At 40.5% G+C, this 26124-nt stretch carries 35 protein-coding genes; 16 read left to right on the top strand and 19 right to left on the bottom strand.

The window, feature by feature from the left end:
• The first annotated feature begins 65 nt into the window (after positions 1-65).
• Positions 66-395, top strand: coding sequence for a hypothetical protein (locus KKB09_05560; GenBank protein MBU4300655.1), 330 nt, complete (start codon positions 66-68; stop codon positions 393-395).
• A 3-nt stretch (positions 396-398) separates the two neighbouring features.
• Here KKB09_05560 and KKB09_05565 read toward each other — a convergent pair whose 3' ends face one another.
• Complete coding sequence (locus KKB09_05565; protein ID MBU4300656.1) at positions 399-653, bottom strand: hypothetical protein; 255 nt, start codon at positions 651-653, stop codon at positions 399-401.
• 99 nt (positions 654-752) lie between these two features.
• Between KKB09_05565 and KKB09_05570 the strand changes: the two genes are divergently transcribed.
• Both KKB09_05570 and KKB09_05575 read left to right on the top strand, forming a co-directional pair.
• Positions 753-1115: a hypothetical protein gene (locus KKB09_05570; protein ID MBU4300657.1), complete on the top strand. Its 363-nt coding sequence runs from the start codon at positions 753-755 to the stop codon at positions 1113-1115.
• A gap of 56 nt (positions 1116-1171) precedes the next feature.
• Positions 1172-3145, top strand: coding sequence for an ATP-binding protein (locus KKB09_05575; GenBank protein MBU4300658.1), 1974 nt, complete (start codon positions 1172-1174; stop codon positions 3143-3145).
• Between the two features lie 236 nt (positions 3146-3381).
• Here KKB09_05575 and KKB09_05580 read toward each other — a convergent pair whose 3' ends face one another.
• Both KKB09_05580 and KKB09_05585 read right to left on the bottom strand, forming a co-directional pair.
• Entirely contained in the window at positions 3382-3549 is a 168-nt protein-coding gene (locus KKB09_05580) for a hypothetical protein (GenBank protein ID MBU4300659.1), read from the bottom strand.
• Between the two features lie 40 nt (positions 3550-3589).
• Positions 3590-3931, bottom strand: a complete 342-nt coding sequence (locus tag KKB09_05585; GenBank protein ID MBU4300660.1) for a hypothetical protein — start codon at positions 3929-3931, stop codon at positions 3590-3592.
• 181 nt (positions 3932-4112) lie between these two features.
• Between KKB09_05585 and KKB09_05590 the strand changes: the two genes are divergently transcribed.
• From KKB09_05590 to KKB09_05615, 6 genes are all read left to right on the top strand, one after another.
• Positions 4113-4622 (top strand): hypothetical protein, encoded by a 510-nt coding sequence (locus KKB09_05590; protein MBU4300661.1) that lies wholly within the window; start codon positions 4113-4115, stop codon positions 4620-4622.
• A 130-nt stretch (positions 4623-4752) separates the two neighbouring features.
• Positions 4753-5484, top strand: a complete 732-nt coding sequence (locus KKB09_05595; GenBank protein ID MBU4300662.1) for a helix-turn-helix domain-containing protein — start codon at positions 4753-4755, stop codon at positions 5482-5484.
• A gap of 66 nt (positions 5485-5550) precedes the next feature.
• The gene (locus KKB09_05600; GenBank protein ID MBU4300663.1) at positions 5551-6957 is read left to right on the top strand and encodes a hypothetical protein; all 1407 of its coding nucleotides are present in this window, start codon (positions 5551-5553) and stop codon (positions 6955-6957) included.
• A gap of 172 nt (positions 6958-7129) precedes the next feature.
• Positions 7130-7279 carry a hypothetical protein gene (locus KKB09_05605; protein MBU4300664.1) on the top strand — a complete coding sequence of 50 codons (150 nt, stop codon included), beginning with the start codon at positions 7130-7132 and terminating at the stop codon, positions 7277-7279.
• An 8-nt stretch (positions 7280-7287) separates the two neighbouring features.
• Positions 7288-8292 carry a DNA cytosine methyltransferase gene (locus KKB09_05610; GenBank protein MBU4300665.1) on the top strand — a complete coding sequence of 335 codons (1005 nt, stop codon included), beginning with the start codon at positions 7288-7290 and terminating at the stop codon, positions 8290-8292.
• A gap of 42 nt (positions 8293-8334) precedes the next feature.
• On the top strand, positions 8335-9138 hold the full coding sequence (locus tag KKB09_05615) for a hypothetical protein (protein ID MBU4300666.1): 804 nt from the start codon (positions 8335-8337) through the stop codon (positions 9136-9138).
• Here KKB09_05615 and KKB09_05620 read toward each other — a convergent pair.
• From KKB09_05620 to topA, 13 genes are all read right to left on the bottom strand, one after another.
• Positions 9133-9531: a very short patch repair endonuclease gene (locus KKB09_05620; GenBank protein MBU4300667.1), complete on the bottom strand. Its 399-nt coding sequence runs from the start codon at positions 9529-9531 to the stop codon at positions 9133-9135. The genes KKB09_05615 and KKB09_05620 overlap by 6 nt on opposite strands.
• Before the next feature lie 211 nt (positions 9532-9742).
• A complete protein-coding gene (gene rpl12p / locus KKB09_05625; GenBank protein MBU4300668.1) occupies positions 9743-10048 on the bottom strand; it encodes a 50S ribosomal protein P1 in 306 nt (101 codons plus the stop codon).
• A 25-nt stretch (positions 10049-10073) separates the two neighbouring features.
• Entirely contained in the window at positions 10074-10220 is a 147-nt protein-coding gene (locus KKB09_05630; GenBank protein MBU4300669.1) for a hypothetical protein, read from the bottom strand.
• Between the two features lie 98 nt (positions 10221-10318).
• Positions 10319-11164 (bottom strand): 50S ribosomal protein L10, encoded by an 846-nt coding sequence (locus KKB09_05635; GenBank protein MBU4300670.1) that lies wholly within the window; start codon positions 11162-11164, stop codon positions 10319-10321.
• A 73-nt stretch (positions 11165-11237) separates the two neighbouring features.
• The gene (locus KKB09_05640; protein MBU4300671.1) at positions 11238-11864 is read right to left on the bottom strand and encodes a 50S ribosomal protein L1; all 627 of its coding nucleotides are present in this window, start codon (positions 11862-11864) and stop codon (positions 11238-11240) included.
• 13 nt (positions 11865-11877) lie between these two features.
• A complete protein-coding gene (locus KKB09_05645; protein MBU4300672.1) occupies positions 11878-12633 on the bottom strand; it encodes a 50S ribosomal protein L11 in 756 nt (251 codons plus the stop codon).
• 16 nt (positions 12634-12649) lie between these two features.
• On the bottom strand, positions 12650-12961 hold the full coding sequence (locus tag KKB09_05650) for a hypothetical protein (protein ID MBU4300673.1): 312 nt from the start codon (positions 12959-12961) through the stop codon (positions 12650-12652).
• Positions 12958-13389, bottom strand: coding sequence for a transcription elongation factor Spt5 (locus KKB09_05655; protein MBU4300674.1), 432 nt, complete (start codon positions 13387-13389; stop codon positions 12958-12960). Before KKB09_05655 ends, KKB09_05650 begins: the two co-directional genes overlap by 4 nt.
• A 168-nt stretch (positions 13390-13557) precedes the next feature.
• Positions 13558-13731, bottom strand: a complete 174-nt coding sequence (locus KKB09_05660) for a protein translocase SEC61 complex subunit gamma (protein ID MBU4300675.1) — start codon at positions 13729-13731, stop codon at positions 13558-13560.
• Positions 13732-13922: 191 nt separating this feature from the next.
• The gene (locus KKB09_05665) at positions 13923-14093 is read right to left on the bottom strand and encodes a hypothetical protein (protein MBU4300676.1); all 171 of its coding nucleotides are present in this window, start codon (positions 14091-14093) and stop codon (positions 13923-13925) included.
• 44 nt (positions 14094-14137) lie between these two features.
• On the bottom strand, positions 14138-15292 hold the full coding sequence (gene prf1 / locus KKB09_05670) for a peptide chain release factor aRF-1 (GenBank protein MBU4300677.1): 1155 nt from the start codon (positions 15290-15292) through the stop codon (positions 14138-14140).
• 173 nt (positions 15293-15465) lie between these two features.
• Complete coding sequence (locus tag KKB09_05675) at positions 15466-15702, bottom strand: hypothetical protein (GenBank protein ID MBU4300678.1); 237 nt, start codon at positions 15700-15702, stop codon at positions 15466-15468.
• Between the two features lie 107 nt (positions 15703-15809).
• Complete coding sequence (gene topA, locus KKB09_05680) at positions 15810-17993, bottom strand: DNA topoisomerase I (GenBank protein ID MBU4300679.1); 2184 nt, start codon at positions 17991-17993, stop codon at positions 15810-15812.
• 126 nt (positions 17994-18119) lie between these two features.
• On the opposite strand from topA, the gene KKB09_05685 reads away from it, so the two are divergent.
• Positions 18120-18458 carry a hypothetical protein gene (locus KKB09_05685; protein MBU4300680.1) on the top strand — a complete coding sequence of 113 codons (339 nt, stop codon included), beginning with the start codon at positions 18120-18122 and terminating at the stop codon, positions 18456-18458.
• Positions 18459-18503: 45 nt separating this feature from the next.
• Here the strand turns inward: KKB09_05685 and KKB09_05690 are convergent, their stop codons facing one another.
• The 3 genes from KKB09_05690 to KKB09_05700 are packed head-to-tail and all read right to left on the bottom strand — an operon-like array spanning position 18504 to position 20910.
• Complete coding sequence (locus KKB09_05690; GenBank protein MBU4300681.1) at positions 18504-18830, bottom strand: Holliday junction resolvase; 327 nt, start codon at positions 18828-18830, stop codon at positions 18504-18506.
• Positions 18831-18860: 30 nt separating this feature from the next.
• Complete coding sequence (locus tag KKB09_05695; protein ID MBU4300682.1) at positions 18861-19925, bottom strand: HaeII family restriction endonuclease; 1065 nt, start codon at positions 19923-19925, stop codon at positions 18861-18863.
• On the bottom strand, positions 19921-20910 hold the full coding sequence (locus tag KKB09_05700; protein MBU4300683.1) for a DNA cytosine methyltransferase: 990 nt from the start codon (positions 20908-20910) through the stop codon (positions 19921-19923). Before KKB09_05700 ends, KKB09_05695 begins: the two co-directional genes overlap by 5 nt.
• 64 nt (positions 20911-20974) lie before the next feature.
• Here KKB09_05700 and KKB09_05705 point away from each other — a divergent pair, with 64 nt between their 5' ends.
• From KKB09_05705 to KKB09_05730, 6 genes are all read left to right on the top strand, one after another.
• A complete protein-coding gene (locus tag KKB09_05705; GenBank protein ID MBU4300684.1) occupies positions 20975-21391 on the top strand; it encodes a very short patch repair endonuclease in 417 nt (138 codons plus the stop codon).
• Between the two features lie 112 nt (positions 21392-21503).
• Positions 21504-21779, top strand: coding sequence for a DUF167 domain-containing protein (locus KKB09_05710; protein MBU4300685.1), 276 nt, complete (start codon positions 21504-21506; stop codon positions 21777-21779).
• 186 nt (positions 21780-21965) lie between these two features.
• On the top strand, positions 21966-23300 hold the full coding sequence (locus KKB09_05715) for a DNA primase (GenBank protein MBU4300686.1): 1335 nt from the start codon (positions 21966-21968) through the stop codon (positions 23298-23300).
• A gap of 59 nt (positions 23301-23359) precedes the next feature.
• The gene (locus KKB09_05720; GenBank protein MBU4300687.1) at positions 23360-24286 is read left to right on the top strand and encodes a class I SAM-dependent methyltransferase; all 927 of its coding nucleotides are present in this window, start codon (positions 23360-23362) and stop codon (positions 24284-24286) included.
• 22 nt (positions 24287-24308) lie between these two features.
• A complete protein-coding gene (locus KKB09_05725; protein MBU4300688.1) occupies positions 24309-25424 on the top strand; it encodes a M20 family metallopeptidase in 1116 nt (371 codons plus the stop codon).
• Positions 25425-25446: 22 nt separating this feature from the next.
• Positions 25447-26124 (top strand): HAD family hydrolase, encoded by a 678-nt coding sequence (locus KKB09_05730; protein MBU4300689.1) that lies wholly within the window; start codon positions 25447-25449, stop codon positions 26122-26124.

The raw sequence follows: 26124 nt of genomic DNA on the forward strand, positions 1-26124 counted from the left end.
TTATATTTATTGTTAATTGGCTTCCCTTTAGCTAAGCATATAAGCAACAAATACGAATTAATCTTATGGCGGACAGACGAATCATTTATGGCACGATGATACTTATTTTCGTAGTTGTTGCAGGTGTCGGGCTTTATCTATTCAGTAAGCAATTGAATAATCAGTTCGATCAAATATCCGTTTCTGCTTCTTCTTCATCTTCTTTAGTAAACGGCACGTTTATCGCATGCGGATGCGGGTGTTGCATTGGCGTTGAGCCGGAAGAAAAATGCCTGTATCATTCAAAAAAAGACAGTTTGCAGAAAATTATTGAAAAAGACAAGCAAGAGGCCAAGACTATGGAATGCCCTATGCTGGGATGTAATTATCCCATTAAATATACTTACTGTGATTGATTCTCAAATATTTATGGCTAGCACCCATACAAGGTACCAGAAAGTGAGATAGGGTATGAGGCCGTTTGCATTAAGCCATGTTCCGTCCTTTAAGAAGAGTTTTTCCGCACCTTTTCTAATGCCCACTAATGCGGCAATGCCTGCGGGCAATGCGTAGGTTGCAACGCCCAATATCGATGAAACGCCGCCCATCGCCACTCCTGCGCCTGAGAAAAGTATCATTGATTTCAGTTCTTCAGTGATTTCGAATTTTTGCATAACCTATATTAGAAACAGGGCTTTTTAAATGTTGATTTTGTTTCAGATATTCTTACTTTGTTATCACGAGAATATATGCCTTCGTGATTATAATAAAATATGGTCGATAGTACTAATCCTACAAAAACAGATTCTATTTTTGCCGAAAAAAAGGATTATATGCCGTTTGATGTTCTGAATTTTTGCCAATACTGCAATATGAGCAAATCAAAAGAAAACAATATGATTGATGCCTCAGGCATGCGCAGCGCAGCCCTTGATAGCGCAAAGAGTTACACGAATCCCGCAGCTAAGGATAAAATGATACTGGACCTTGCCGGCGCGAAATCCAGTGTTTGCGAGCTTGAGGCAAAAGACCCGGAGACCTACAAAAAAGTTCTTGGAGTTTTCGAAAAAACAATCGATGCTGTTAATTATTTCACGGATTTTTGCACAAAAGAGTGCGCAAACCGTTCAACATAAGATTGTCTTGCAATCCATGGATTACATATATATTTCTTTTCCTCTAATTTAGTGTTATGCTCATCGGCGAAGTTTTCGGAAGCACAGGAACAAAGACTTTTAATTTCCGCGCGGAAAAGGAAGTGCGCAAACTTGATTTTGTAGTTGTTGAAGGCGAGAACAAGACCTGGGTCCTATCGCAGGTTGAAAATATTGAAAGCAGGCCTGACGGCAAGAACATAGCATTTGCAAAAGCCATCGGATACAGGGAAGACGGAATCCTGAAAGTGCCTATGACGCCGATAAAGTCGAATGCAAGAGTCTATTCTGCAGACGCGGGCATAATTCAGGACACGCTTAAGCTTGACAAAAACGGGCTTTATCTCGGTTGCCTTGATGCGAACAAGGAAGTGCCGGTTTATATCGATCCGACAGATCTCATCTCGCGGCATGTCGCAGTCCTTGCGGCAACAGGTTCCGGGAAATCATATACGGTTGCAGTTATTCTTGAAGAGCTTCTTGAAAAGAACATACCTATTGTTATAATAGATCCCCACGGAGAGCACACCTCTTTAGGGGTTGCAAACGATAATGCAGAAGAAATCGAGAAGGCGCAGAAATTCAACATTCTCTCAAAAAACTATCTTGTTGTCGAATACAGCCCGGACACAAATGTCAATTCAGGTGCGCAGCAAATATCCTTTTCCGACAAGAATCTTGAAGCATCTGAAATACTTCATCTTCTTCCGACAAAGCCGTCGTCCTCGCAGATAGGTGTGCTTTACAGCGCGATAAAGGAACTGAAAGAAATGGGCAAGCCGTACGAGCTAAAGGATATAATCAAGGCAGTTGAAGACAACCAGAGCGCATCAAAATGGGCTGTTATAAACATGCTTGAAGTTGTCCGGGGCACAGGGCTTTTCTCGTCAAAGCCGACAAATATCCGCGAGCTGGTCAAAGCAGGGCAGGCATCGATAATAAATCTGCGTGGCATAACACAGGAGATACAGACAGTTGTCGCATATAAAATTATCGAGAAGCTTTTTGAGGAACGTAAAGTTGGCCGAGTTCCGCCGATGTTTTTGGTGGTTGAAGAGGCGCATAATTTCTGCCCTGAAAAAGAAGTTCGGGCATCCTCAAAAATCATACGCACTGTTGCATCTGAAGGGAGAAAATTCGGCTTCGGCTTGTGCGTTATTTCGCAGAGGCCTGCTCGGGTTGACAAGAACGTGCTTTCACAGTGCAATACCCAGATTGTCCTTCGCATGACAAATCCGAATGACTTGAAAGCGGTTTCTTATGCAGAGGGGCTTACAAGTGGAATTGAGAAAGAGATAAAAAATCTAAATCCCGGAACAGCTTTGATTTTGGGCCGCGAATTTCCTATATTTGTGAATATCCGAATCCGAAGAACAAAGCACGGAGGCGTCACAGTCAATATCAGCGAGCCTGTAAAAGAGGTTACTGAACTTTTAGCATTCCGGAATTACGAGAAAAAATACATCGAGAAAAAATTCGGGTCCGTTCATACGATATATTATCCGTGCTGGCGCATATACGGCGAGAAGACCTACCTTATAGAAGCGGTGCGTGGCAAAGTGATTTTCGAGGATTCTGATGCGACAAAAGAGTGTGACATAGAGCTTAACGATGATCATGCGCTGATTCTGAGCGAAATGAAATTCAACAGGACTTTGCAGGAGCTTCTTGAGCGGACAAAATTGACTGAAGACGATCTTGTCAAGGCGCTGAAAGAATTGCGCGATAAAGGCTATGTAAATGAAAAAGAGGAGAATGAGAAATTCGTTTATGAAAAAACAGAAAAAAGCGTTTTTCGCGACTTTGCAATAGAGCCTGCAACAATTGAAAAAGACAATAATTCAGAGACGCTGAAATTCGAGTTCACAAAAGAGGATGCTCTGAAGCGCGCGAAGCTTTTGTTTGGCGCGGTTGATAACATCGAGCCGGTCTATTATACATATTATCTTGACGAAAACCAGAAGTTCTTGATTGACGGCGTGACCGGGATAAAGAAAGAAACCGGGAATTAGAAAAACATATGGACACGGCGCGATTTTCATCAGTTCTGGGTAGTTTTGCGCCTCGACGAAGTCGAGGTCGCTGGTTTTTCTCTTTATACCCAGATTTGTTTTTCTCTTCTTCAAAAGAGAAAGAAACTGGATTTGAACGCGCGGCCTCTGCGTTGCGAACGCAGCGATCTACCAGCTGATCTACGTGCCCACGCATAGAATTCTTTCAGAAATTATTTAAAAGGAACGTGTTGCGATTACATTATTCCGAGTTTTTCAAACACGAACCAGATTGTCAGAAGAAGCAATGCAACTGCAGCCCAGCCGATGTTGGACGAAAACGCGCTGCCGAAAATCCAGATTTTGAGGATTTGATATCCTATGTAAATCGAAATAATATCCCGAAGGATGCCGCGGAGCGCCATATAACTTATTGTGCGCACACTCTTAATAATTTGATATTTCTTATTTTAGTATTTTGTAGTATTCCGGACCTTTTCCGCAACGAATAAAACCTCGATTTTTTATAAAATCTTCCATGAGGCCAGTTGGAAAAACAATCATTGCTTTTGAAGGATAGTTTTTGCAGTCTTTGACTACGTCCATATATATTTCGGATCCAACACCTCTTTTCATATGATCTTCAAGTTCTTTATTGGATGCGCTTCTATGTTCTTTATCGGGAAATGTTCCATGAGGATCAAACCATATCAGATCTGCAATTTCGTCAAAATCAGTTAAGTTTTTTAATCCTAATTTTTTGCGCGTTTCTTCGTACTTGCAATCTTTTAGATGCTTGAAGGTCACAGTAACAGATCCATGCGGTCGAGATGGATTTTCATAAATAATTTCATATTGATCTGTACGCTTTCCCAATGTTTTTCGGATATCAACTTTTAGAGTACTTTCAAGTGATATATCTTTAAATTAGGTTCTAACTTTATAAACTTTGTATGACATGTTCAAATAAGCGAATTATGTGATTTCTATGATTTGGTCCGGCAAAAAAACCGCAGAATGTATTGAAGGAGACAAGAAAATAGGGCCAAACGGCTGCGATTTGAAGATTTGCGAAATAGCTAAAGTTCCGGAAGATGCAACCATATACTTGCATGACAAAAAGCGCGGCTATCTTGTCAACGGCGAATTCAAGGAGCAGGCGGATGTAAAGAAACCGATTGCGCCGAATGCGGACGGCTTTTATGAGCTGTCTTACGGGGCATATGAGGTCCGAATTGCAAACAAGGTGAATGTGCCGAAGAACGCAGTTGGATTTGCATTTCCGCGCTCAACTTTCAATCGCCTTGGCATAATAAAATCAGAAAGCGCGGTATGGGATTCAGGGTATTCCGGAATGGGCACATGCACAATAGTAGTCCCCTTGAAAAAAGCGCTTATTCATAAGGACGAATATTGGGTCCAGTTTGTTCTTTTTGACGCAGAGGAAAGCGATAAGCAGTACAACGGTTTCTATCAGGGCGAGCTAAAGAAGCAATAACTCAGAAAGCGCTCCAATAGTTATTTAAAGTTCGTCAACTGTTGAATATGTGGTGCAAAAAATATAACCCTCTTAGTGATATGAATACCATACTATGACTGCCTTAAAATAACCTGTTTGTGTGAAGCCTATGATAAAGGAAGAAATTTCTCTTGATTCACTTGCAAAGAACATAGCGGGCGAAATCGTGCTTTCTGAAAATCCGGGCAATGCCATACAAAAATGGCGCAATATTTTCAAAGTCCCCCAGAGGCAGCTGGCCGATAAAATGGATGTAATGCCTTCGGTTATTTCGGATTATGAGAGCGGAAGGAGAAAGTCTCCTGGCATTCAGTTCATAAAGCGGATAGTTAATTCTCTTCTTGAAGTAGATCGCACAAATGGAAATACAGTTTCAAATGAGTTTCGGTCGATCTATTCAAATGAGGTTCTAAGCGATGCGATTATTGATATGAAAGATTATTCAAATCCTATTTCGCTCGACGGCTTTGCAAAATCGATTGATGGATTGGTTATTAATGGTTTTGAGGGGCCGAGCAATGTCATACACGGCCATACGATAATAGATTCTCTTAAGGTTGTTATGGAACTTTCTCATACGGATTTGGCGCGCCTTTATGGACTAACAACTGAAAAAGCTATGATAATAACCAATGTAAGCTCCGGAAAAACAGCGCTTGTGGCAATAAAAGTGACAAACCTTAAGCCGAGCGCAGTCATTTTTCACGGCATAAAAGAAGTTGACCCTCTTGCAATTCGCATAGCAAAAACAGAGAAAATACCGATTATTTTGTCAAAAATGAGAACTGTGGATGAACTTATCGTCGCTCTCAAGGTACATGCATCAAAGGAAAAGAAATGAACTTACTACACTCGTATGCATTTGGCAGCGCAAAAACTATTTATACATTATCAAACAAATAGATGTATGAAATTTTCAGGTATTCTATTGTCTTTGTTCATAACGGCAACGCTTTTTTCCATTCCGGTGCTTTCGGAGGAGATTGCATCGACGCTTAATGTATCTATACTTTCTGAGAAAGATGCAATATTTCCCGGCGAATGCAACAAATACATTGCAACAGTGGATAATCATGGCGGTATGCAGAGAGTTGATTTTATAATCGAGGGAACAAGATTAGCTTGGATAACGCTTGGAGACGCATATTATGATTTCAATAACAGCGGCTCTAAAAACGTTATGTTTTACTTATGTCCTCCGATAGGGACTCCTTCTGCAACACACAATTTCGTATTTAATGCGCGAGACCGCATAAACAATCGCACGACATCGCAGCCGTTTGCGATGTATATAATGGATCGCCCATATCTTGAATTGCGCGATGTGACCACATCAAAAGACAATTACAAGATTGGTGAGGATGTTGATTTCTCAGTTAATGTGCGTAATTTGGGACTTTCAGATGCAAAGAGAATCAAAATCCTTGCAGAAATATCCGGACAAGGTGCTCCGGAAAAACAGCGCCTTGAAATACCGCTTATAGAAGCAGAACGAGGCGCCAGCGCAACAGGAAAATTTGAATTCGACAGGTTTGAGGCGCGCGGAAATTATGTGATAACCGGCTCAATAGTTGATGATATCGGCGATGTGCTTTACACAAAAACAAAGAATGTGCGAATCGAGGAAAAAAGCGAAGTGAAAAAAGACACTGCTGTAAAGAGCAATGCGCTTTCAAAGGAAGTGGTGATGAGTGCAATAAATACGGGAAACAAAAAAGAAACCGTGGTTTTTGAAAGCAGGGGATTGAGCTATCTTGCACTTTATTCTTTTAACCGGCAGCCGGATTCAATAGAATACAGCGGGGCGCATAAAATATTCCGATGGACGTGCGATCTTGCGCCAGCAACATCATGTTCTGTATCATATGTTGTGGAATACTGGTTGTTCCTTGTGATTATAATTGCCGCTTTAGGAATCACCTACGTTGTCTATAGCATTGTTGAACAGCCAGAAATAAAGAAAAAATTGGTACGGGTGCACGAACGCGAGCATACGGTTCACATAATAATCAAGAACAGGAGCAGAAAAGCGCTTCGTGAAGTGCATGTTGTTGACGTTATTCCGGACATTGTTTCTGTTGTGCCGAATTCATTTTCTCCATCAATAAAGCCGATTGCAAAAGGAAAGAGGGGCGGGACCGAAATTGTCTGGACATTCGCAAAGCTTGAGCCCAAAGAAGAGCGCGTGCTGACGTATAAGATACGGCCTCTTGTGATGCTGATGGGCAATGTCAGGCTTCCAAAGGCGCGCATCTACGCCGTAGACGCGCTTGGAAAGAAGTATCGCGCAGAAAGCGCGGTGATGGTGGATTAAATACACTTATTCTTGATGTGAACGACAAATAATAAATAAAATATTCTATCGGCAACTTGTATGCGTCAAATATAAATGCTTAAAGACCGTTTCATACACAGTATAATAGAAAGCTTATATACTAGTGTAACATAATATTAACAATAAGTTACATAATGTAATGGGTGTTGTGATGGGTGTTGTTCGAATTGATGACAAGCTGATAAAAGAAGTCCAAGCGTGGCTGGATGAGAACGGAAATAAGTATAAACATCCAACTCTTTCTGCATTTGTAAATAATGCCGTCTATGAGAAATTAAAAGAGGTTAAATCAAAAAAATAGGTGTTCCGATGAAAAAGAAATTAAGAATAATGTCTTTATTTGCCGGTTGCGGCGGCATGGATTTGGGATTCCTTATGGCTGAACACCCCGAACTGGCTTATGAGCTTGTTTGGGCTAATGATTTTGATAAAACCGCCTGCGAAACATACAAAAAGAATTTTAAGCACGACATAATATGCGGCGACATTTGGGATGTTGACTTAGAGAAGACACCAAGTGTGGATGTAATTGTTGGCGGTTTTCCATGCCAAGATTTTTCAATTCTTAGAGGGGAAAAAAGGCAGGGCTTCGACTCTAAAAGAGGGCTGTTATACACCAGATTTGTAGAAGCAGTTGCCAAAAAACTGCCGTTATTTTTTGTGGCTGAAAATGTTAAGGGGCTGCTTACAGCTCACGATGGATGGGCTATAAAAAAGATAAAAGAAGATTTTGAAAAAGTTGATCATGTCGGCTACAAAGTCTGCCATAAACTGATAAACTTTGCAGATTACGGCGTGCCGCAAAATAGAGAAAGAGTAATAATCGTGGGAATAAGAAGCGACATAAAGGCAAGTTTTGTATTTCCCGAGCCGACGCATAAAGACAAGCATGTTCCTGCAAAAATTGCATTGTTAGGAGTGGAAACTGTGAAACTTAATAATGAAAAGATAAATATTCAGCCTTCGACAAGAAAAAAACTTGAGTTAATTCCAGCAGGCGGCAATTATCGCAGTTTGCCCGGTTATGAAAATAGAAATTGGATGAGTTTAATATATAAGCGGCTTCATCCAAATCAGCCATCCCCAACTATCGTGGCAAACGGAGGAGGAGGAACATGGGGATATCACTATTCAGAGCCAAGACCTTTAACAAACAGGGAGCGGGCAAGAATACAAACATTTCCCGACGATTTTGAATTTGCGGGCAATATTTCCGAAGTTAGAAAGCAGCTGGGCAATGCGGTTCCGCCGCAGGGAATAAAGCCTATTGCTGAACAGCTTCTTAGAGCTATAAATGGTGTTAAAACGGCTTAATCGCAAGTGATGCTTTATATTCTTTTCTACTCAATAGTGTTTATGCCGAATTTGGATTTGAATAACGCTTCAGAGTACATTGGTATAAAAAGGGCTCTTCTTGAGCGTATAATAAAAGACGGGCGCGAATTGGAGCGCGTTAAAGAAGGCAGAAAATATGTTTTAAAAAGTGAAGATATTGATGTTTGGAAGCAGAGAAAACAGCAGAGACTTGTTGGCTTGGATAAAAACGATTTTATCAAGGCGTTTAAGTTTGCGATAGAAATTAATTATGCAGGTCATACAAGAGCGGATTTTGGCACGGCGAGGCAAAGAAGTGTAACTCAAGCTGTTGAAAATTGGACCCAAGGCGCCCTTGCAGAAATAGCACTTGCAAAGTTTATCAAACAAAAATTCAATGTGGATATTGAGCTTGAGTACCGAATATTTGAAGATTCTATTGTCGGTCAGGACATAGTGTCGGTTAAACGGCGGGGCGTCGCAAATCCTCCAAGAAAACGCATAAGCGTCAAAAGCGGAAAAGAAAATGGAATGATGCTGATTGTTCCAGTCAATGAAGTCGAAAGAGACGAGAGGGTTTCGGATTCTTATGTTTTCGTAAGGGTGTTTTACCCAACTGATTTTATCTTGAGGCTCTTAAGAGACCTTCCAGACATTTCGGATAAAAAAGATAAAATTCCTGAATTTTCTGGCTCTAAAGCGGAAATTGTCGGATATTGTCCGAAAGGTGAACTTGAGAAGAGGGCAGTTCCAGAAGCAGGCATAGAGGAAGAGCGGTACGTTAAGCCAAGCGGAAAAATGCATAACAGCGACGTCGATTGGCAAAGATTTGCCAACGAACTATAACTTTTTAACCAGCCTTGAGATGCATGACTTTGCATCTTTCTTGATTTCATGTTCCCATATTTTCACTACTTTGAAGCCTTGTTCTTTAAGGATTTTTTCGTTTTCTCTATCTCTTTTTACAGTTCTTTCAATTTTTGGCAACCAGTAGTCTTTATGACTTTTTGGCTCATTATAGCATTTTGGACATTTGTGCCAAAAGCAACCGTGCAGAAAAACCGCAGTATTCGTTTCGTATATTAGACTGTCTGGACTCCCTCTTATTTTTGGATGCATCTTATGTTTTATTTTTTTGGCTTTCAAATAATTATGCATCTTTTTTTCTTGAGACGTCCATTTACTTCGTATTCTTGACATTGTTCTGCTTCTTTGCTCTTTTGTAAGTGTATCTGTCATATATACGCTATAGATATTCAAGACATTTTATTAATGTTTTGAAAACTATCGTTGTGACTATTATGCCCGAAAGATTCTAATTAACCCTACCGGTAACCGTATTCAAAAATTCACTAAAGATTAAAGAAAAAGAACTATAAAAGCAGCCGCACTCGCGCCTAATTACGCAAAAGTGCAGCTGCCTCATTAGCATTTGCTTCTGCTAGAAAGTTTATCCGAACAGCGCGCCGAGTCCAGCAGCTGCTTCTTCTTCCTTCTTTGCAGTGTCTTCTTTCTTTTCTTCCTTCTTTTCAGCCTTTGCTTCTCCGCCAGCCGCTGCAGGTGCTGCCGCAACTTGTGCGACTGCTGCCTTTGCGATAGCTTCGTCGATGTTCACGCCATCAAGAGCTGAAACAAGGGCTTTGACTTTTGCGTCATCAACCTTTGCTCCCGCTGATTCGAGAACTTTTTTCACGCCATTTTCATCGACTTTTTGCCCTGCGCTGTGCAGAAGCATTGCAGTGTAGATATATTCCATAATATCACCATTAAATCATTAGTTATCAATATTCATCAATTACGTAGGTTGTATTCAAAATTTTTGCTGAAACATTATTATTTTTTAGGAACTCTATAAATCCATCTTCACTATGTTTATCACCTTTATCATGGTATGCGCGAAGATATTTTTTCATTTCTACATCAGTCATGTTGGATTCGACCTCTATTCGAACAGGTCTTCCAGGTATCTCCATTTTTTGAGTGCTCTATAAGATATCTCAAATATATTTCTCATATATTTCACGAATTACTGAATCTTTGCAGTACTTTTCACCGAAATCGCCTGCAGATTTGCCTTTGCAAGCAGGTGCGGAATTATTTCCTTTTCAAGGATTGTTGCGTTTATGCCGAGGTTCAGTGCATTTCTATAAGCTTCAGATAGTTTCAGAAGCACAACGTCTTTTGTGAGGTAGTTTGCATTATATGCAAGATTGAAAGCATTCCTATATGCCTGCACAATCTGATTAACATAAGCGGCTTCATCAACTGCAAGCAAATCTTTTCCATAGACAATGCCGCCTTCATATATTCCAGGCACATTCAGGCATATTTCCATTGGCTTTATATTTAGTTTTCCAAGAATTCCTGCAGCGGCTTCGTTTATGACTTCACCCTGTTTTACTAGTGTTTTTGTTTCTTTGATCACTATATTAGGTCCCTGTATTGCTGCTTTTATCCCTGCTTTTTGAAATTCTGCGATTGCAGGTCCTGGAGGCAGGTTTGTCGGGCCTTCTTGAACTATGATGTCTATCGGCGCAATATCTCCTGCTTTTGCCGATGCTTCTGATTTGTTCTTTTCGATTTTCTTGTATAGCTTGAATGGATTGTCTGTGCTTACAATCAATGCAGGAATATGAACTTTGAGTTTTGTGAGTTCGCTGATTTTGTCTTTTTTCTTCTGCGATGCTTCAATTGCCCTGTAAATGACGCTTTTCTTTGTGACGATTATTTCGGCTGAACCGCGCAATCCCTTTTTTATGTTTTGAAGCATCGAAGAAGGAAGCTTGCTTATGTCGACAATCCCGACAGTTGCATTTGATTCAATAAGCTTTTCAAGATCTTTTACTTTTTCAGTTTTCCATTTTTGAACCATTTTTAATCATCTCTTTTTACATTGGATTAAAAAGCTTGAAAATCTCGAAGATTTTCAAGATAAACATTACCTCTTAAATTAATTTTACCGGCGCGCCCATCGTCGCTTTCAAATAAACCGCCTTTATGTTCTGCTTTCCATTCGGAAGGCGCTTTTCAACTCCTGCAAGAACTGCTTCAAGGTTTTTTCCAAGTGCGTCATCATTCATTTGTTCCATTCCTATCGGGCAGCTTATTACCGGTGCGTCTTTTACAACAACCCTTACTGTTTTTTTCAAGCGCTCTATCAAGGGCTTTGGATCAACTGTGCCTGGAAGCGGTTTTGGCATTTTTCCTTTAGGACCAAGCCGCTTACCGAGGGATTTTCCGATGCGCGCCATAAACTGCGGTTCGGATATGAAATAATCAATATTTCTTAAAAGTATCTTCTGCTCTTTTGCACTTCCCTCTATTTGCGCAAGTCTCTGTTCATTTATAAGTTCATCAGCTTTGTCCTTTGCAGTGACTACGAGGTTTGCTCCAATTACACCTACTTTTACATCTTTGCCTCTGCCTTCTGGAAGAATTACTTCTTCAACAAAACGGTTTTCCTGTTTTTTTGAGTCATAATGCTTAAGATTAATAATTACGTCGATTGTCTGGTTGAAGTTTCTCTTAGGCTCCTGCTTTCTTATTTCCGCGAGCTGTTTTGAAATGTCCATAAATACACACCCTCTATTTCTTTGTATCTTTCTTAGCAGCTGGTGCAGTACCTACCACAGCCGCTGCTCCAGCAGGCGCTTCCTTCGGCATCACCATTTCCATTATATCTTTTGGTATGCCAAGTTCCTCGAGTTTGTGCTTGATTCTGAATGCTTCCTGTCCCTTCATTTCTTCGACAGTCTTCTTTGCAAGTGTTTCGAACCTCTCGCGTCTTGCTTTTGATTCTTCTGCCATTGTCTTCTTTTCTTCTTCGATTTGCTTGAGCTCTTCTGTTGAAAGCTCTGTTTTTTCCTGTGTAATTTCAATATCATAAACGCCTTTTTCTATGTCTTTTACAAGTTCTTTTGCAGGTTTTCCTTCAACAAGAACTCCGAGCGATACGCAGCTTCCGACAACCATCTTTACGCCGTTTTTGAGGTTGCGTGAAAGCATCCCATCTTCCTTCATCTTTGCGATTTTGATTGCTTGTTCGATTCTCATATCTGCGATATTTTCAATACCTGATTTTGATGCGAGCTTATCAAGTTTTAATTCTTTTTTAATAAGTTCTGCAGTACTTGGGCTTCCCACTTTTATTGAGAATTCCTTTGTTGCAGGATCAACTATGACTTTAACAGGTACTTTTATTCCAGCAAATGCTTTTGTCTTTTCATTGATTTGATCCACTATTGCCTTTACATTGACTCCAAGCGGTGCGAGTCCCGGACCTAAAGGCGGTCCCGGCGTTGCCTTTCCGCCATCAACTATAACATCGAATGTTTTTGACATAAAATCATCTCATAAGTTAAGCTGTTGCGTTCATGGTTACATGGCAAATTTTTCGTACATAGGGATCGTATGTTGTTGGATTAACTAAACAAAAATCTTTTCCTTCCAAATCAGCTACAACCTTGTGTGTAAAGTCATTGTAAACCGCAGGTACTTCAATCATCATGTGTTCGCTCGTATTTCCTTTTAGCATATCTTCAAGGCGTGCAGCACTGATATTATCACCCAATTTCTTAAGGCAATATAGGATTTCTGGAATTGAGGTGGGATATCTTTCAAGTCTTATTTTATTGGAACCACTTTTCAATCTAATAAAGTCGACAGTCATTTAATCACTTTCAATAAATCTAATTTAATTGTAATCGGTATCGGAACCGCGCTTTCGATGAGCTCGATTCTTGCTTCGCGTTTGTCTTCATCGATTCGCACAATCTTTGCTTTTTCGTGCTTGAAAGGGCCACCGATTACTTCGACAATATCATTTACTTTCATTGTGATTTCTTTTGTTGCGACTTTCATGAATGTTTCAAGCTGCTCTATTGCAACCGGCTTGTTTATCAGGCCGCGAACATGAGGTACGCCTCGAAGGACATCTGTGATGCCTTCTTCAGAGCCTTCTATGAAAAGATAGCCTTTCAATTCTGCAGGCGCAAATATTGATTTTATGTCAACCGGCTTCATATGGGCTTTTGTGGTCAGTGTGTCCAGTACAGTTCTTTCACGTCCTACAGTTGTCCTTATTGTGAGTATTGTCATTTTTAATCATTCTCCAATTGCATTGGATTAAAAAGCTTGGTACAAGCCATGATTTTTAATCATTCTCCATTTGACTGGATTAAAATCATCTCGTTTGCTGTTACAAACTTGAAGCTTTTGAGCTTCGCTCAAAAAGCATAAAACTTGATTTTCCTGATAAACATACACTTATACTGCGCCGATAGCCACCATGATAATGTAAATCACATATCCAATTAATCCCATTAAAAGCGCACCTATTCCCGTAACCTTTGCAGCTGCCACGAATTCCTCACGGCTTGGTTTCTTCATAATTTGGAGCACGCGGATATATTTTTGCAAATAATCTCTGATTGGCATCATGATCACTTATAACATTTTTTTGAGAGAAATAGTTGTTAAACTAAATCCCTCCTGCCGAAGCAGTCATGAAAATCTTTACGCATATTGTTCAGATTTTCAAGCTTTTCAAAGTTGAAGCGAGCCTCAACTATTGAAAATTGTTGCGGGTCTTATTTTCTTTGCGCTAAAGATTTATAAATACATTGGAATACCTATTCTTCACATCTGCCGCTTGAAAGGCAGCCGTATGTGTTGCAACCAAATAGATAACATTCCTCTGTTGGTGATGCAGATTTTGGAATGAACTCTTCCAACCGTTTCTGTTTTGTATTTTTTTCTATTTCAAATATTCTGTCTGAGTAAATTTTATTTATGTCTGCCATAAAATCACTTAAATTAGTGGCACCAGAATTATTTAAATCTTGTTTTATTCCACTACATATCTTAATATGGCGCCAATTCCGCCCAACTGTATAAATTGCGCGCCTTCCTGCGTTTCTACAGATACTAGCTCGAATTTCGCGCCGGTGTTTTTCGCCAGCTCTTCGAGTTTTGCAAATACGTCAATTTCATCAGGCGTTATTTGCGCGCTGCATTTAGGGCAGAATGTTGGAGCATGCTCTGCTCGTTTAACAATCTCATCTTCATGGCTGCAGGCCGTGCATTTGATGGAATACGCTTTGAATTCAAAGCCTTCCGAAACAATCAATGTATCAACAGCGCCGATAGACATCGCTTTTTCAACTTCGAGAAACCCATAGGTTACAAGCCGCGTGTCTTTTTTCAGGTGCTCGAAGAATTTGTTCAGGATTTCCTTTTCTTTCATCACTGATGCTTCTTTTAGGATGTCGCTTGAGCGCTCGACAAGCTCGCGCAATCCGTCTTCTCCTGCATAACCCGTATCTTTTATTCCGAGTATTTTTTTCTTTACGGATTCAAAAAGAAAGTTGCCGTTAACGAATTCGTCTTTTATTTGTCCCGGACCTCCGACAATTATTCCGACAATGTCTTTTTCTACTTCAAAAGTCTTGTTCACAAGATCCCCGAAGTCTTTCATGAATTTGAAAAGAATCTCTTCTCTTATTCGCGAGAAACGGATGCTTGATTGTCCTCCTTTTCTCTGTTTTCCGGGCACGTGCGATGTTTTTTTGACAGCTACGCTTATTGCTTTTCCGCGAAGGAATGCGACAGTGGCTTCATGGGTGTCAATTGAAATCAAGCCGTAGTTTTCCCGCTCGCGTATCATGTCCTGAAGCGGCTCAAGCACAAATGTCTGATCGCATCTGTAAATGCGCGTGGTTACCGGTTCAGGCGGAATGATTTCCCAGATGCGCATGTCTGTTTGGCCTTCGTTCTCAGAAATATTGCCGCAAAGTATGGCCAGGCCATTTTCCGGCGTGACTTTATAGTTCTTCAGCTTCTGGCCCGCTCTTTCAAGAGCGGTTGTTACATTTTTTCGTGTTGTTCGAGATTTTATGTTTTCTGCAGTCGCCGCCTCGTTGAATACGAGGTTTCTTATCTCGTTTATATTGTAACCTTTCGGAATGTATATGCTCACAAGATCAGTGTGCCTGCCGCGCATTTTTGACAGCTCTGTGACAAGGCGCTTCAATTGTTTTGAGGTATAATTTGGATTGATAGAATCACCGGATACGATATGACTACATTAATCTATGGATAATAAATAATCTAATATATTGAATGGAGAAGAAATTTTAATAAATCGATGCTATAATATCACTGAATTGCTTTTTTCTAAATAATTGTTAAATTCAGCTCAAAATGTACGCCACGCTCGTTAGTTTTAATTATATAATATACATTTTCTTTTATCGGCGTCAGGTCCCCAAGTTCAATAGGGGGTTTTGGGACGGGAATTTCAACGCTAAGGAAATTTCCATTCCCATATCTTGTTTGAAAGTAGCTTCCGCAATTTATCGACACAAAATCGCTTTCATACGAGTTCAAATATTTTTTCGAACAGTTATCCATGCGCTTATCTTATTTATTAATTTTAAAAATGTTTATTTCTGGTTAATTTAACAATTTTTGAACTATTTGAGTGATTATGACTTAATTCAAGACAAATAAACGCGGAATCACTTTGAATTAATTCTATTGCTTTCTGTCTTTTGCTTAGAAGAAGCAATATCCCATGTAGCCTTATTTTCGGGCACGGCAGTTTGCACAGTTTTTGATTTGTTGTTATTCCATGCATCCTTTGTCTTGCACTTCGGGTCAATGCATAGAATCCACGGCCGTTTGCCTTTGGAAATAATTTTCACTATCGGCGAATTGCATTCTTTGCAGATATCCTTTGTTGTCTTGAGCATGCCAACCTGCGGCAGCGGATATGATGTTCTGCATCCGTCTGCATATCCCGAACATCCGACAAAGCGTTTTTTTGTCATTTTGGAAACAATCACTCGAAGGTCTTTTCCGCAAGCAGGGCAAATGCCTACAATATTTTCAACTGCAGCGGTTTCATTTAATGCTATAAGAAGCGCGCCTCCGACCTCTTTTTCCTTAAGCCTGAATTTTGAAAGTTCGCTTGTCAGTTCTGCTTCTGCTTCTGAAAGCACGTCTTTTGGCAATCTTTTCTTTTTTTCAATATCTGCTATCTCATCTTCAAACCTGCGCGTGAGTTCAACAGAAACAATCTCGGGCAGGTATTTTTCAAGTACGCTGCTTGTCTTCAGGCCAAGGTCACTTACTTCGATTGGCGTGCCTTTTACATAGCCGCGCAGCACCAGGTTGTTGACGATTTCCGCGCGCGTCGCCTTTGTTCCAATATTCAGCCGTTCCATCTCGCGAATAATTGATGCCGGCGTGTACCTTCGCGGAGGCTCTGTTTCTTTTGCAAGAAGATTGAGCTTTTTCACATCGATTTTCTGCCCTTCTGTTAGAGGCGGAAGAATGACGTCCTTGTTTTTTGAATACGGCGCGTAAAGCAAATACCAATTCGGCTCAACATTTCTTTTTCCGGATGCGTTGAATATGTGCGGGCCGATATTTAGTTTTGCCGCTATGTTTTCGTTTAATGCGGCGTCGCCGAATGTTGCAATAAAGCGCTTTACAACAAGGTCGTAGACCTTCTTTTCATAGGGGTTCAGGGACTTTGGAGCCTCGCCGGTCGGGTGTATTGCAGGGTGCGCTTCGTCTGTTTTTTGGCCCTCATTCGGAACAAGCGTTTTCTTTGACAGAACGATTTTTGCGATTTGCGCATATTCTGCCTGTTTTGCGAGATTTTCAAGAATGCTCCTGAGATTAAGCACTGCCGGCAGCTTTTGCGACGATGTTCGCGGATAGCTGATAAGCGCTGCTTCATATAGTTTTTGCGCTATTTCCTGTGTCATTTTTGGGGATAGTTTAAATGTTCTGTAAGCTTCTGTCTGAAGGTCTGTCAGGTTGAATGGCTCCGGAGGCTTGTGCATTACTGTCTTTTTATTAACTTTAGAGACAATCGCGTCTTTTCCAGTGCATTCTTCAACTATTTTCTTTGCGTCAGCTTCTTTTTCGATTTTTGAGCCTTGCTCAAAAAGCTTCGAGCTTTGCGAGATGATTTTTTCGTTTTCATAAAGCGCAGAGAAGTCTTTTGCTTGGAGCTCAATCTGCCAGAAGGGAGTCGATTTGAATGCTTTTATTGCAAGCTCTTTGTCTGCAAGAATTTTCAAAGTAGGTCCCTGCACTCTGCCGGAACTCATTATTTTGTATTTGCCGGCGCTTTTCATTGCAAGTGTGAGTGCGCGCGATACATTTATGCCGAAATAATAATCAAGAATATGCCGTGTAACGCCGGCATTGGCAAGGTCGCGTTCGATGTGCGGGCTTGCATTGTCGTAGGATTTTTCAAGTTCTGCTTTTGTAAGCGTGGAGTATTTCATCCTCTTTGCATCATTGACTTTGCAGATGAATCGCAGGATGTTGTATGCGATGACTTCGCCTTCTATATCAAAGTCTGTTCCGACAACAAAGCTGTCAGCGTCTTTTGCAAGCGCTTTTAGCGTATCATAATAGTTCTTGACATAGGCGGCGTCTTTTGAAATCTTGAAAGTCGGCAGCCATTCGACGTCAAAAACCGGGTAGGTCCAGGTGCCGCTTTTCTGCTTTAAGCCAAATATGTGGCCGACTGCAGGCACAACTACGATTGTCTTTCCATTGCGCGTGATTTCGTAGTATTTGACTGATTTGATGGATTTTACTGCGCGCTTTCCATCGGCGATTGAGGCAGAAATTCTATCTGCAGCATTCGGTTTTTCGGCAATCAGAAGCTCGTATGACATTTTATTCTGGTTTGTGTAAGGCGAAGAAAGTTTATAAGCTTTGTAAGGAATCTGATTTTTGAGGGTATTTTTGAAACTTTGTTATGAATTAAAATGTTTATAAATACTGTTGGGTAATTGTATTATGTGAGTGATATGGCATATAAGAATAATTCAAAAGGTCTTGAAATGGCTGACGTTAAAATTCAAGAATCTGACGTAGATGAAGTGTATGCTGCTGCAATTAAACCTAAGATGCACAATTTTGAATCCGCCGTACATCGGATTGAAGAACAACATGGACAACCATATGCTATAGGTGCTCTCGTTAAAGCAAGGGAGAAATTATTGGATGACGTGCCCGGAATGGTGACATTTGATGGAAGAGGACACGCAATTATGAAAAACACATCCAGTAATGATGCATATTTAAAAGGTAATGAATGGATAGAACATGAATTGAGGAAAAAGAATGTTTTGAAATAATTTTAGCTTTATAATAATTTGCCTTTGACATTTCCTTAAGTATAATTAATCCTTCAGCCTTAACACAAAATTCTTATCGGCCTCTACAAGTTCAGTTATCGGAACAAGCCGCCAGCCGGCATTGTCGCGCTTGATACAATAGACGCATTCGCCTCCGAATTCTTCTGCGACTTTCTCAAGATGCCGGACTTCTGCTTTGTTAAGATAAATAATATCTGATGCAGTTGATTTGCACTCGATTATCAGGATTTTGCCATTTCTTGCACAGACTAAATCAGGCTTTTTGCTTCCGCCCGAACGGATTACTGTCCAGCCGTCGGATTCAAGATGCAGTTTCAACGCGCGCTCAAATGCATAGCCTTTTTTGTACATGTGAATCCTCTTGAAGAAATTCTGCCGCGTTTATAATGGATTTGCCTGCAGCGACCATTTTCCTTTAAGCTGTTTTATGTCATATCCTCTTTCCTTCAAGAAAGGCGCGATTTCAGTTGTTGTCGGAAACTCAGAATTGAATTCTCTTTTTAAATCGGAAATAAGGGGCTTTCCCAAAGAAGATTCATACTTTTGCGAGAGGCATAGCGCATACCATTCTTTCAAATTGGAAAATGTTATTATTCCTTGAATCCTGCTGCTAAAAGGCAGTTGCTTCATAACTGTGTTTACTGTTTTTGCTTCAGCGTCAAGGCAAACCAATATTATTTTGTCCGCGCTTATTGTGTCAGAAACGTCTTCCGCCAATTCCTCGCTCAAAGAAACATGCTTTACTTGAACAGCAGGCCCGAAATTAGACCACATATCTAAGCCTCTGTCGGCCGCGTTGGTGACGCCCGCTCGAAATAGCTTTGCAGGCATGCTTATTCTCTTTTTATTTTTCGAAAGCCCGAGCGTCAATTTAATGAAATCCTTAAAATCGCTTAAAATCTCTTCATTAGAATCTTTTATTGATATGCTGACTTCCGCATTTAATGCGCGCACAATCGCGCTGAACAGCGCGTAAACGGTTATTTCATACGCTTTGTCCACGCTTCTCTTTAAGCCGGGATTTTGCGCAAATAATGATAGGAACTCATCAAGCCCGAAAGTTTTCGGCGTTGCGGAATCAATATATCTATATGCGCCGAGCACCATCGATAGCCTTTCCTGAAGCCTGTGGTATATGTAGTTTTCGACAAGCCCTCCGTTTTTTTTGTTGAATTCCGCCAGTTCCCTGAGAAATTCCGGCGGCATTGCGTTAGGCTCGAAAAGATTGTCTTGGAATTTTTGAGATGATGTGGAAACTCTTCCGATAAGCCTTCTGCTGACCTCATCTCTCCATTTTTTGCTGATATTTTTATAGGATTCAAAATCAGAAGGATTTGCGCTATTTTCGCTCCTATAATGGTGCAGAATTTCCGCAATCTGTATGGGCTTGTATAAATGAACTCTGCTCTTTCTTATAATTTTATCCAGCGCAATTTTGCTTTTAATAAGACATCACCATTTGCAATGAAGTTTGTTTGCAGCCATTTTTAGTCGCGATTATGGCCGGAAGCGGCTCGGATCGCATTGCCGCAATCATTCTTTTTGCCACTTCTCGAATCATATTCACAGGAACGCTGTTTCCGGCAAGCTTCTTTATCTGCGCGTCCGGAACAGCCATTTTGAAGCTTTTTGGAAATCCTTGCAGCAAAAGCTGCTCTCTTGGGGTGAGGCGCCGTATTCCATCCACCAGCAAATAATTATGCGATGCTCCAGATCTCAGGGCGCACGAATATTCATGAACTCCTATATGGCCTTCTTTGTTTTCGTGCCAGATAGACGGCTTCGGGACTTTCTTTTCTCCGATTTTAGCCAATCTTTTTTTAACAATATCCTCGGAAGCAAAATACTTTTTATCCACCATATCGTGCGATTCTATAATTTCGATTAGGCGCGCTTCCCTTTTTAATGGCTCAGGAAACGTAAATGGATAGTTTTTCTTAAATCCGACAATAATAACCCGCTCTCTTTTTTGAGGCAGCCCATAATCCAGCGCATTTAATACTTTCCAATGAGTCTGATACCCCAATTGTTCGAGCTTAAACAGTATTGCTTTGAACGTTCTTCCTTTGTCATGGCTTGCGAGCCGTTTAACGTTTTCCAGCAAAAATGCTTCCGGCTCCTTTTCTTTCAATATTCTCTCAATTTCGAAAAATAATGTTCCTCGAGTATCCGCAAATCCTAACCCCTTGCCAATTATGCTAAATGGCTGGCATGGAAAGCCCGCAAGCAGCAGGTCATGATCCGGAATTTCGCTTGAAGGTATTTTGGTGATGTCTCCTTTTGGCATTTCCCCAAAGTTCGCTTCATACATTTTTTGAGCCGCAGAATCAAATTCAGAAGAAAATACGCACAAACCTCCCAATTCTTCAAAAGGAATCCTAATGCCGCCGATTCCCGCAAAAAGATCTATGAATTTAAACGCTCGCTCCATATTCATTCAATATGTGTTTTCGCGCTTATTAACCTTGCCATATCCATTAATTTAATGGCTTGATATGGCGGACACAGTCACTAAAAAAGAAAGAAGCAGAATCATGGCTAAAATAAAAAGCAAGAACACCCGAGTTGAAATGACCTTTAGAAAACAGCTGCGCACAAATGAAATACGTTATCGCTTAAACTATGCGCTGGAAGGGAAGCCGGATATTGTGATTCCTTCAAAGAAACTCGCAATATTTATTGACGGCTGTTTTTGGCACGGATGCGCAAAGCATTTCAGGATGCCAAAATCCAATAAAGCATATTGGCGCTCAAAGATAGAAAGAAATATGGCGCGGGACAAAGCCGTGAAAAAAACTCTGAAATCAAAAGGGTGGAAAGTGATGCGTATTTGGGAGCATGAAATTAAAAACAGTTCTGAAAGAGCCGCGAAAAGGGTAAAACGCGTTTTAAACCCGTTTAAAAGTATATAAAGGTTCTGTTTTATATAGTCAAACATCCCGCATTCGTCAGCGCTTCGAGCAAGTGCGATGAATCAGCGTGTTACTTGCGGGATACATATAATAATTAACTGATATGAATTTTATGTTTGAAATCAAAGGAAATAATGTGATGATGTCGGTTACAGTAAAGCCGCTCTCACATAGATTTAAAATACTGGTCGATGAAAACAGAATTATCATATGCTTGAAGAGCATACCTGAAGACAATAAGGCGAATATCGAACTTATAAAAGGGCTTGAGAGGCTTTTGAAAAAACATCTTTCGATTGTTTCGGGCGAAAAGTCAAAAAAAAAGAAATTGTTGATATACAACGCAACTGAAAGCGAAATCAGACGCGCGTTTGAACGATCTCGGTAGGAGATTAATATTTATCAAATTCACCATTTGTTTATATTCGGAATTGACTTCCGATTATTGATTGGAAAATCAAAAACATCCAAATACAGATAATGTTAATCTCTTTCTGAATTGGCGTGCGTAATTTGAATCGTATTCTTTTGCTAATGACTAAAAATAACATTTAATGTAATTTGAGTGATATCTATGGCAAAACTAGCACAAACATCAGTGAAATACCTGATAAAGGCAAAATTTGACGCAAGTGGAATAGTTGAAAAACCCGATGTTATCGGGGCTCTTTTTGGACAAACTGAAGGCCTTCTTGGTCCTGAGCTTGATTTGAGGGAGCTTCAGCGAACCGGTCGAATAGGCAGAATCGAAGTGAAAAGCGTTTCGCAAAGAGGAAAGGCTGTTGGAGAAATTACAATACCATCGAGCCTTGACAGCACAGAAACTGCACTTATCGCAGCATCTCTTGAAACAATAGATCGCGTAGGTCCGTGTGATGCTAAAATACATATAGAATCTGTTGAGGATCTTCGCACAATAAAGAGAAACTACATTGTCGAACGGGCAAAGGAACTTCTTGCAGGCCTTCTTAATCAGATGCCGGATACAGCGGTTATGAGTGAGGAGCTTATGCAGAACCTTAGAACCGCAGAAGTTGTGGAATTCAAGGGCTTGCCAGCAGGTCCGGATGTTTTAACAGGCGATGCAATAATAGTTTGCGAAGGAAGAGCTGATGTTGTAAACCTGCTTAAACACGGTGTGAAAAATGCTGTAGCAATAGGCGGAACTTCCGTTCCCCAGGCTTTTGCAGAAATCTTCCGTGAAAAAGAAGTTACTGTTTTCCTTGATGGAGACCGCGGAGGAGATATAATCCTTAAAGAGCTGCAGCAGCTTGGAGAAATTGATTTTGTTGCAAGAGCTCCTGAAGGAAAGGAAGTTGAGGAGCTGACAAAGAAAGAAATATTCAAAGCGCTTAGGGACAAGGTTCCAACAGGGCAGGCGACTGATATCAGGCCACTTTCGCAGCCGCAGCATCAACAGACTGTGAATCACGGGGCTGACTTTATTTCGCAGAATGAACGGGCTGAGCCTTTTGATGTTTTGGAAACATCTGAATCAAAGGAAAAATCCGCGCAGTTCAAGAGCTATTCTGTGAAGACCTCTACACCTATTTTATCGAACACGAGGCGCGTAACATCTGTTTCATCATCAAGCGCGCCAATGAAAAAGAAGGCCCTTGATAGCGAAACGTCAGCCAAATTCAAGGAGCATTTGAGCGAGCTTGTAGGGACGCGCGCTGCAGCAATCTTTGACAAGGACAGCAATTTTGTCGGAAGAGTGCCTGTGAAGGAAATAACAACGTCTCTTAAGCAGATTGAGAGCCCTTCTGCAGTGATTCTTGACGGATATATAGACAAGTTTCTTGTGAAAGCTGCTGAGGATGCCGGAGTGCAGTTCTTAATCGGCACATCGCTGAAAGACAAGCCGTTTTCGAGCAAACTGTCGATAATCAGCGAGAACGAATTATAAATTAGACTTATTTGCGGCGCCAAAAAATGGCGCCGCGATATCCTTTTTATGATGTTTTTATGGAAAATCAATCAGAGCTTTCTGAAAAATTAGAGAATATCTGTAATGTGTTTAATATAACTCAGGTTCTGGATTTGAAAATAAATAACAAATATATACAAAAATATTATTTAGTAAACAGAATTCCATATTCTTTATTTCACAGCAGTACGGACCTAATTCATATGGCAATAAGTCGTGATGGTTTATACAAAGAAGATGATTTATTTGAACCTGCAAGAATTGTGGGCAATTATATCAATAAATCAGCAGGGCGAAGTGTTTTGGAATTGGCTACGGGGCGCGGGGCAAATTCGGTTTATCTTTCCCGTAAATTTTCGGCTACAAAATTCTATGGGATAGACATATCTAAAGGGCAGTTGGAATACGCTTTTAAGAAAGCGAAAATCGTTCATAATTATTATCCTGATTTTGGCGATTATCACGACCTTAGCAGATTCAAAAATGAAACGTTTGATATCGTTTTTGTAGTCGAGGCGTTATGTTACAGCACCGATAAAAACAAGGTTTTGGCAGAAGCTTACCGCGTTTTAAAGAAAGATGGCGTTTTCATCATATTTGACGGATATTCAAACAAAAATCTAAATCAATTATTGCATGAGGAAAGAATCGCATTACAGCTTGCCGGAAAGGGAATGGCGATGGAAAAATTTGAGAGCTATCGGAGTTTTATCCGCAAAGCAAAAAAAGAGAAGTTTAAGATAGATTTTGAAGAAAACGTCTCGCAATTTGTTCTTCCAAATATGGAGCGTTTCGAAAAGAAAGCCGCTTCATTTTTTAAACGCCCAAAAACAGCCAAGATACTCTCACGGATTCTTCCGAAAGAATTTACTTACAATATAATTTCAGGGTATTTATCAACAACACTGATGAGACAGAATATATGTAATTATATGATAACTGTATTAAAGAAAGAAAAAAGATAATCTATTGATAGGTGTTTTGAAAATGGCTAATCAATCCCGCATTGTCGCGCTGACACAAAAACTCATCCGCACAAATTCCGAGAATCCCGGAGGAACAGAGAAAGCAGTCGCGCAAATTGTCGAAAAAGAGCTTATGGATTGCGGATTTGTTGTAAAGACTTACGAGTTTGCAAAGGACAGGACAAATGTTGTTGGCGTTCTGAAAGGAAAAAATTCCGCCAAGTCATTATTACTCACACCGCATATTGATACCGTGCCTGCAGGCGGTGGCTGGAAGCACAATCCTTTTGGCGCGGAAATCTTCGATGGCAAAATCTACGGCAGGGGCGCAGCAGACTGCAAGTGCAATATTGCGATTTGCCTTGAAGTGGCGCGCCTTTTGAAAGAAAACAACATAAAGCTAGATTACGACTTGATAATCGCTGCAACTGCAGATGAGGAAATGGGCAGCAAACTTGGGTTGATTCCGCTTCTTGAAAAACAAATCATAAAGCCAACGCAAACACTTGTTATGGATGTAGAGGGATTCAAAATCGCAATAATGCAAAAGGGCGTATTGCAAATGAAGGCGACGGTATATGGAAAGAAAGCGCATGGCGCGTATCCCTGGAAAGGCGAAAATGCAGTTGAAGCGGCGTCAAAGGCGATAGTCGAATTAAAGAACTACGAGTTTAACGTTAAGCCGCACCAGCTTGTCCATCCGCCGACAATCAATATCGGGATTATTAAGGGCGGCGAAGCAGTAAATATTGTGCCGGATGTTTGCGAATTTACAATAGATGCAAGATACCTGCCGGGTATGGATGCTGACGCACTCATTCTTGAAATAAAAAAAACCATTGAAAAAGCAACTAAAAATTACAAATTAGAAACACTGAATATTCAGCTGCCTTACGAAATGAACAGGAACAGCCCGCTTATAACAAAACTTGAATTTGCGATGAAAAATAACGGGGTTGAGCCCAAAATAGATGGTTCTGAGGGCGCTACTGTGATGACATTTTTTCAGAATTATAAAATACCTGCGGTATCGTTTGGCATTGGCCCTGATATGGCGCACCAGACAGACGAATATGTTGAAGTTGACGCGCTCGTATATGGCGCGAATGTTCTTTTAGATTTCTTGAAAGAATTCTGATGCCTGCAAAGGAGGGTATATTATGATAAAAGCCATAATATTCGACTGGGATGATGTTATTGTAGCTGGCTCGACAAAAGGCTATATTAACTGCTACCATGAAACACTGTCAAGGCTTGGCGTCTTTCTTGAAGCAGAAGAAGAAAAGCGAAGGATTTTTGAGAACTGGGGGAAGGCTCCAAAAGCCGAACTGAGCGGTTTGCTAAAAGAACATCCCGGAAAGCTTGACGAAGCATACAGATTATATGACGGCATTCTACTTAATTCAGATACGTTTGTCAACTGCGTAAAACCAATAAATGGAGTGAACATACTGCTAGAAAATCTGGCAAAAAAATATGCTCTCGCGATTGCTACCGGAATTCATCCTGTTTTGCTGAAGAAAATCATGGACAAATTCAACACTCCGAAAGTTTTTTCAAAAATAATTTCTGCATATGATATCGAAGAGAAAAATCAGAAGCCTTCGCCTTATTCTCTTAATGAGATAATGGCGTTTCTTAAAGTAAAATCCGAAGAGACGATTTATGTCGGCGACGCAAAGAACGATGTTTTGATGGCAAGAAACGCGCGTATAGAACCTATTGTTGTGCTTACAGGCCATTTGTCAAAGTCGGAAGCTGAAGTCTTGAAAGTAAAGCACATAATTCCGGACGTAACCGAAATTGAAGAAGTTCTTGAATCAATTGGCAGCAAGTGA

It is taken from the genome of Nanoarchaeota archaeon (assembly GCA_018897155.1).
Taxonomy (GTDB): Archaea; EX4484-52; EX4484-52; order EX4484-52; family LFW-46; genus LFW-46.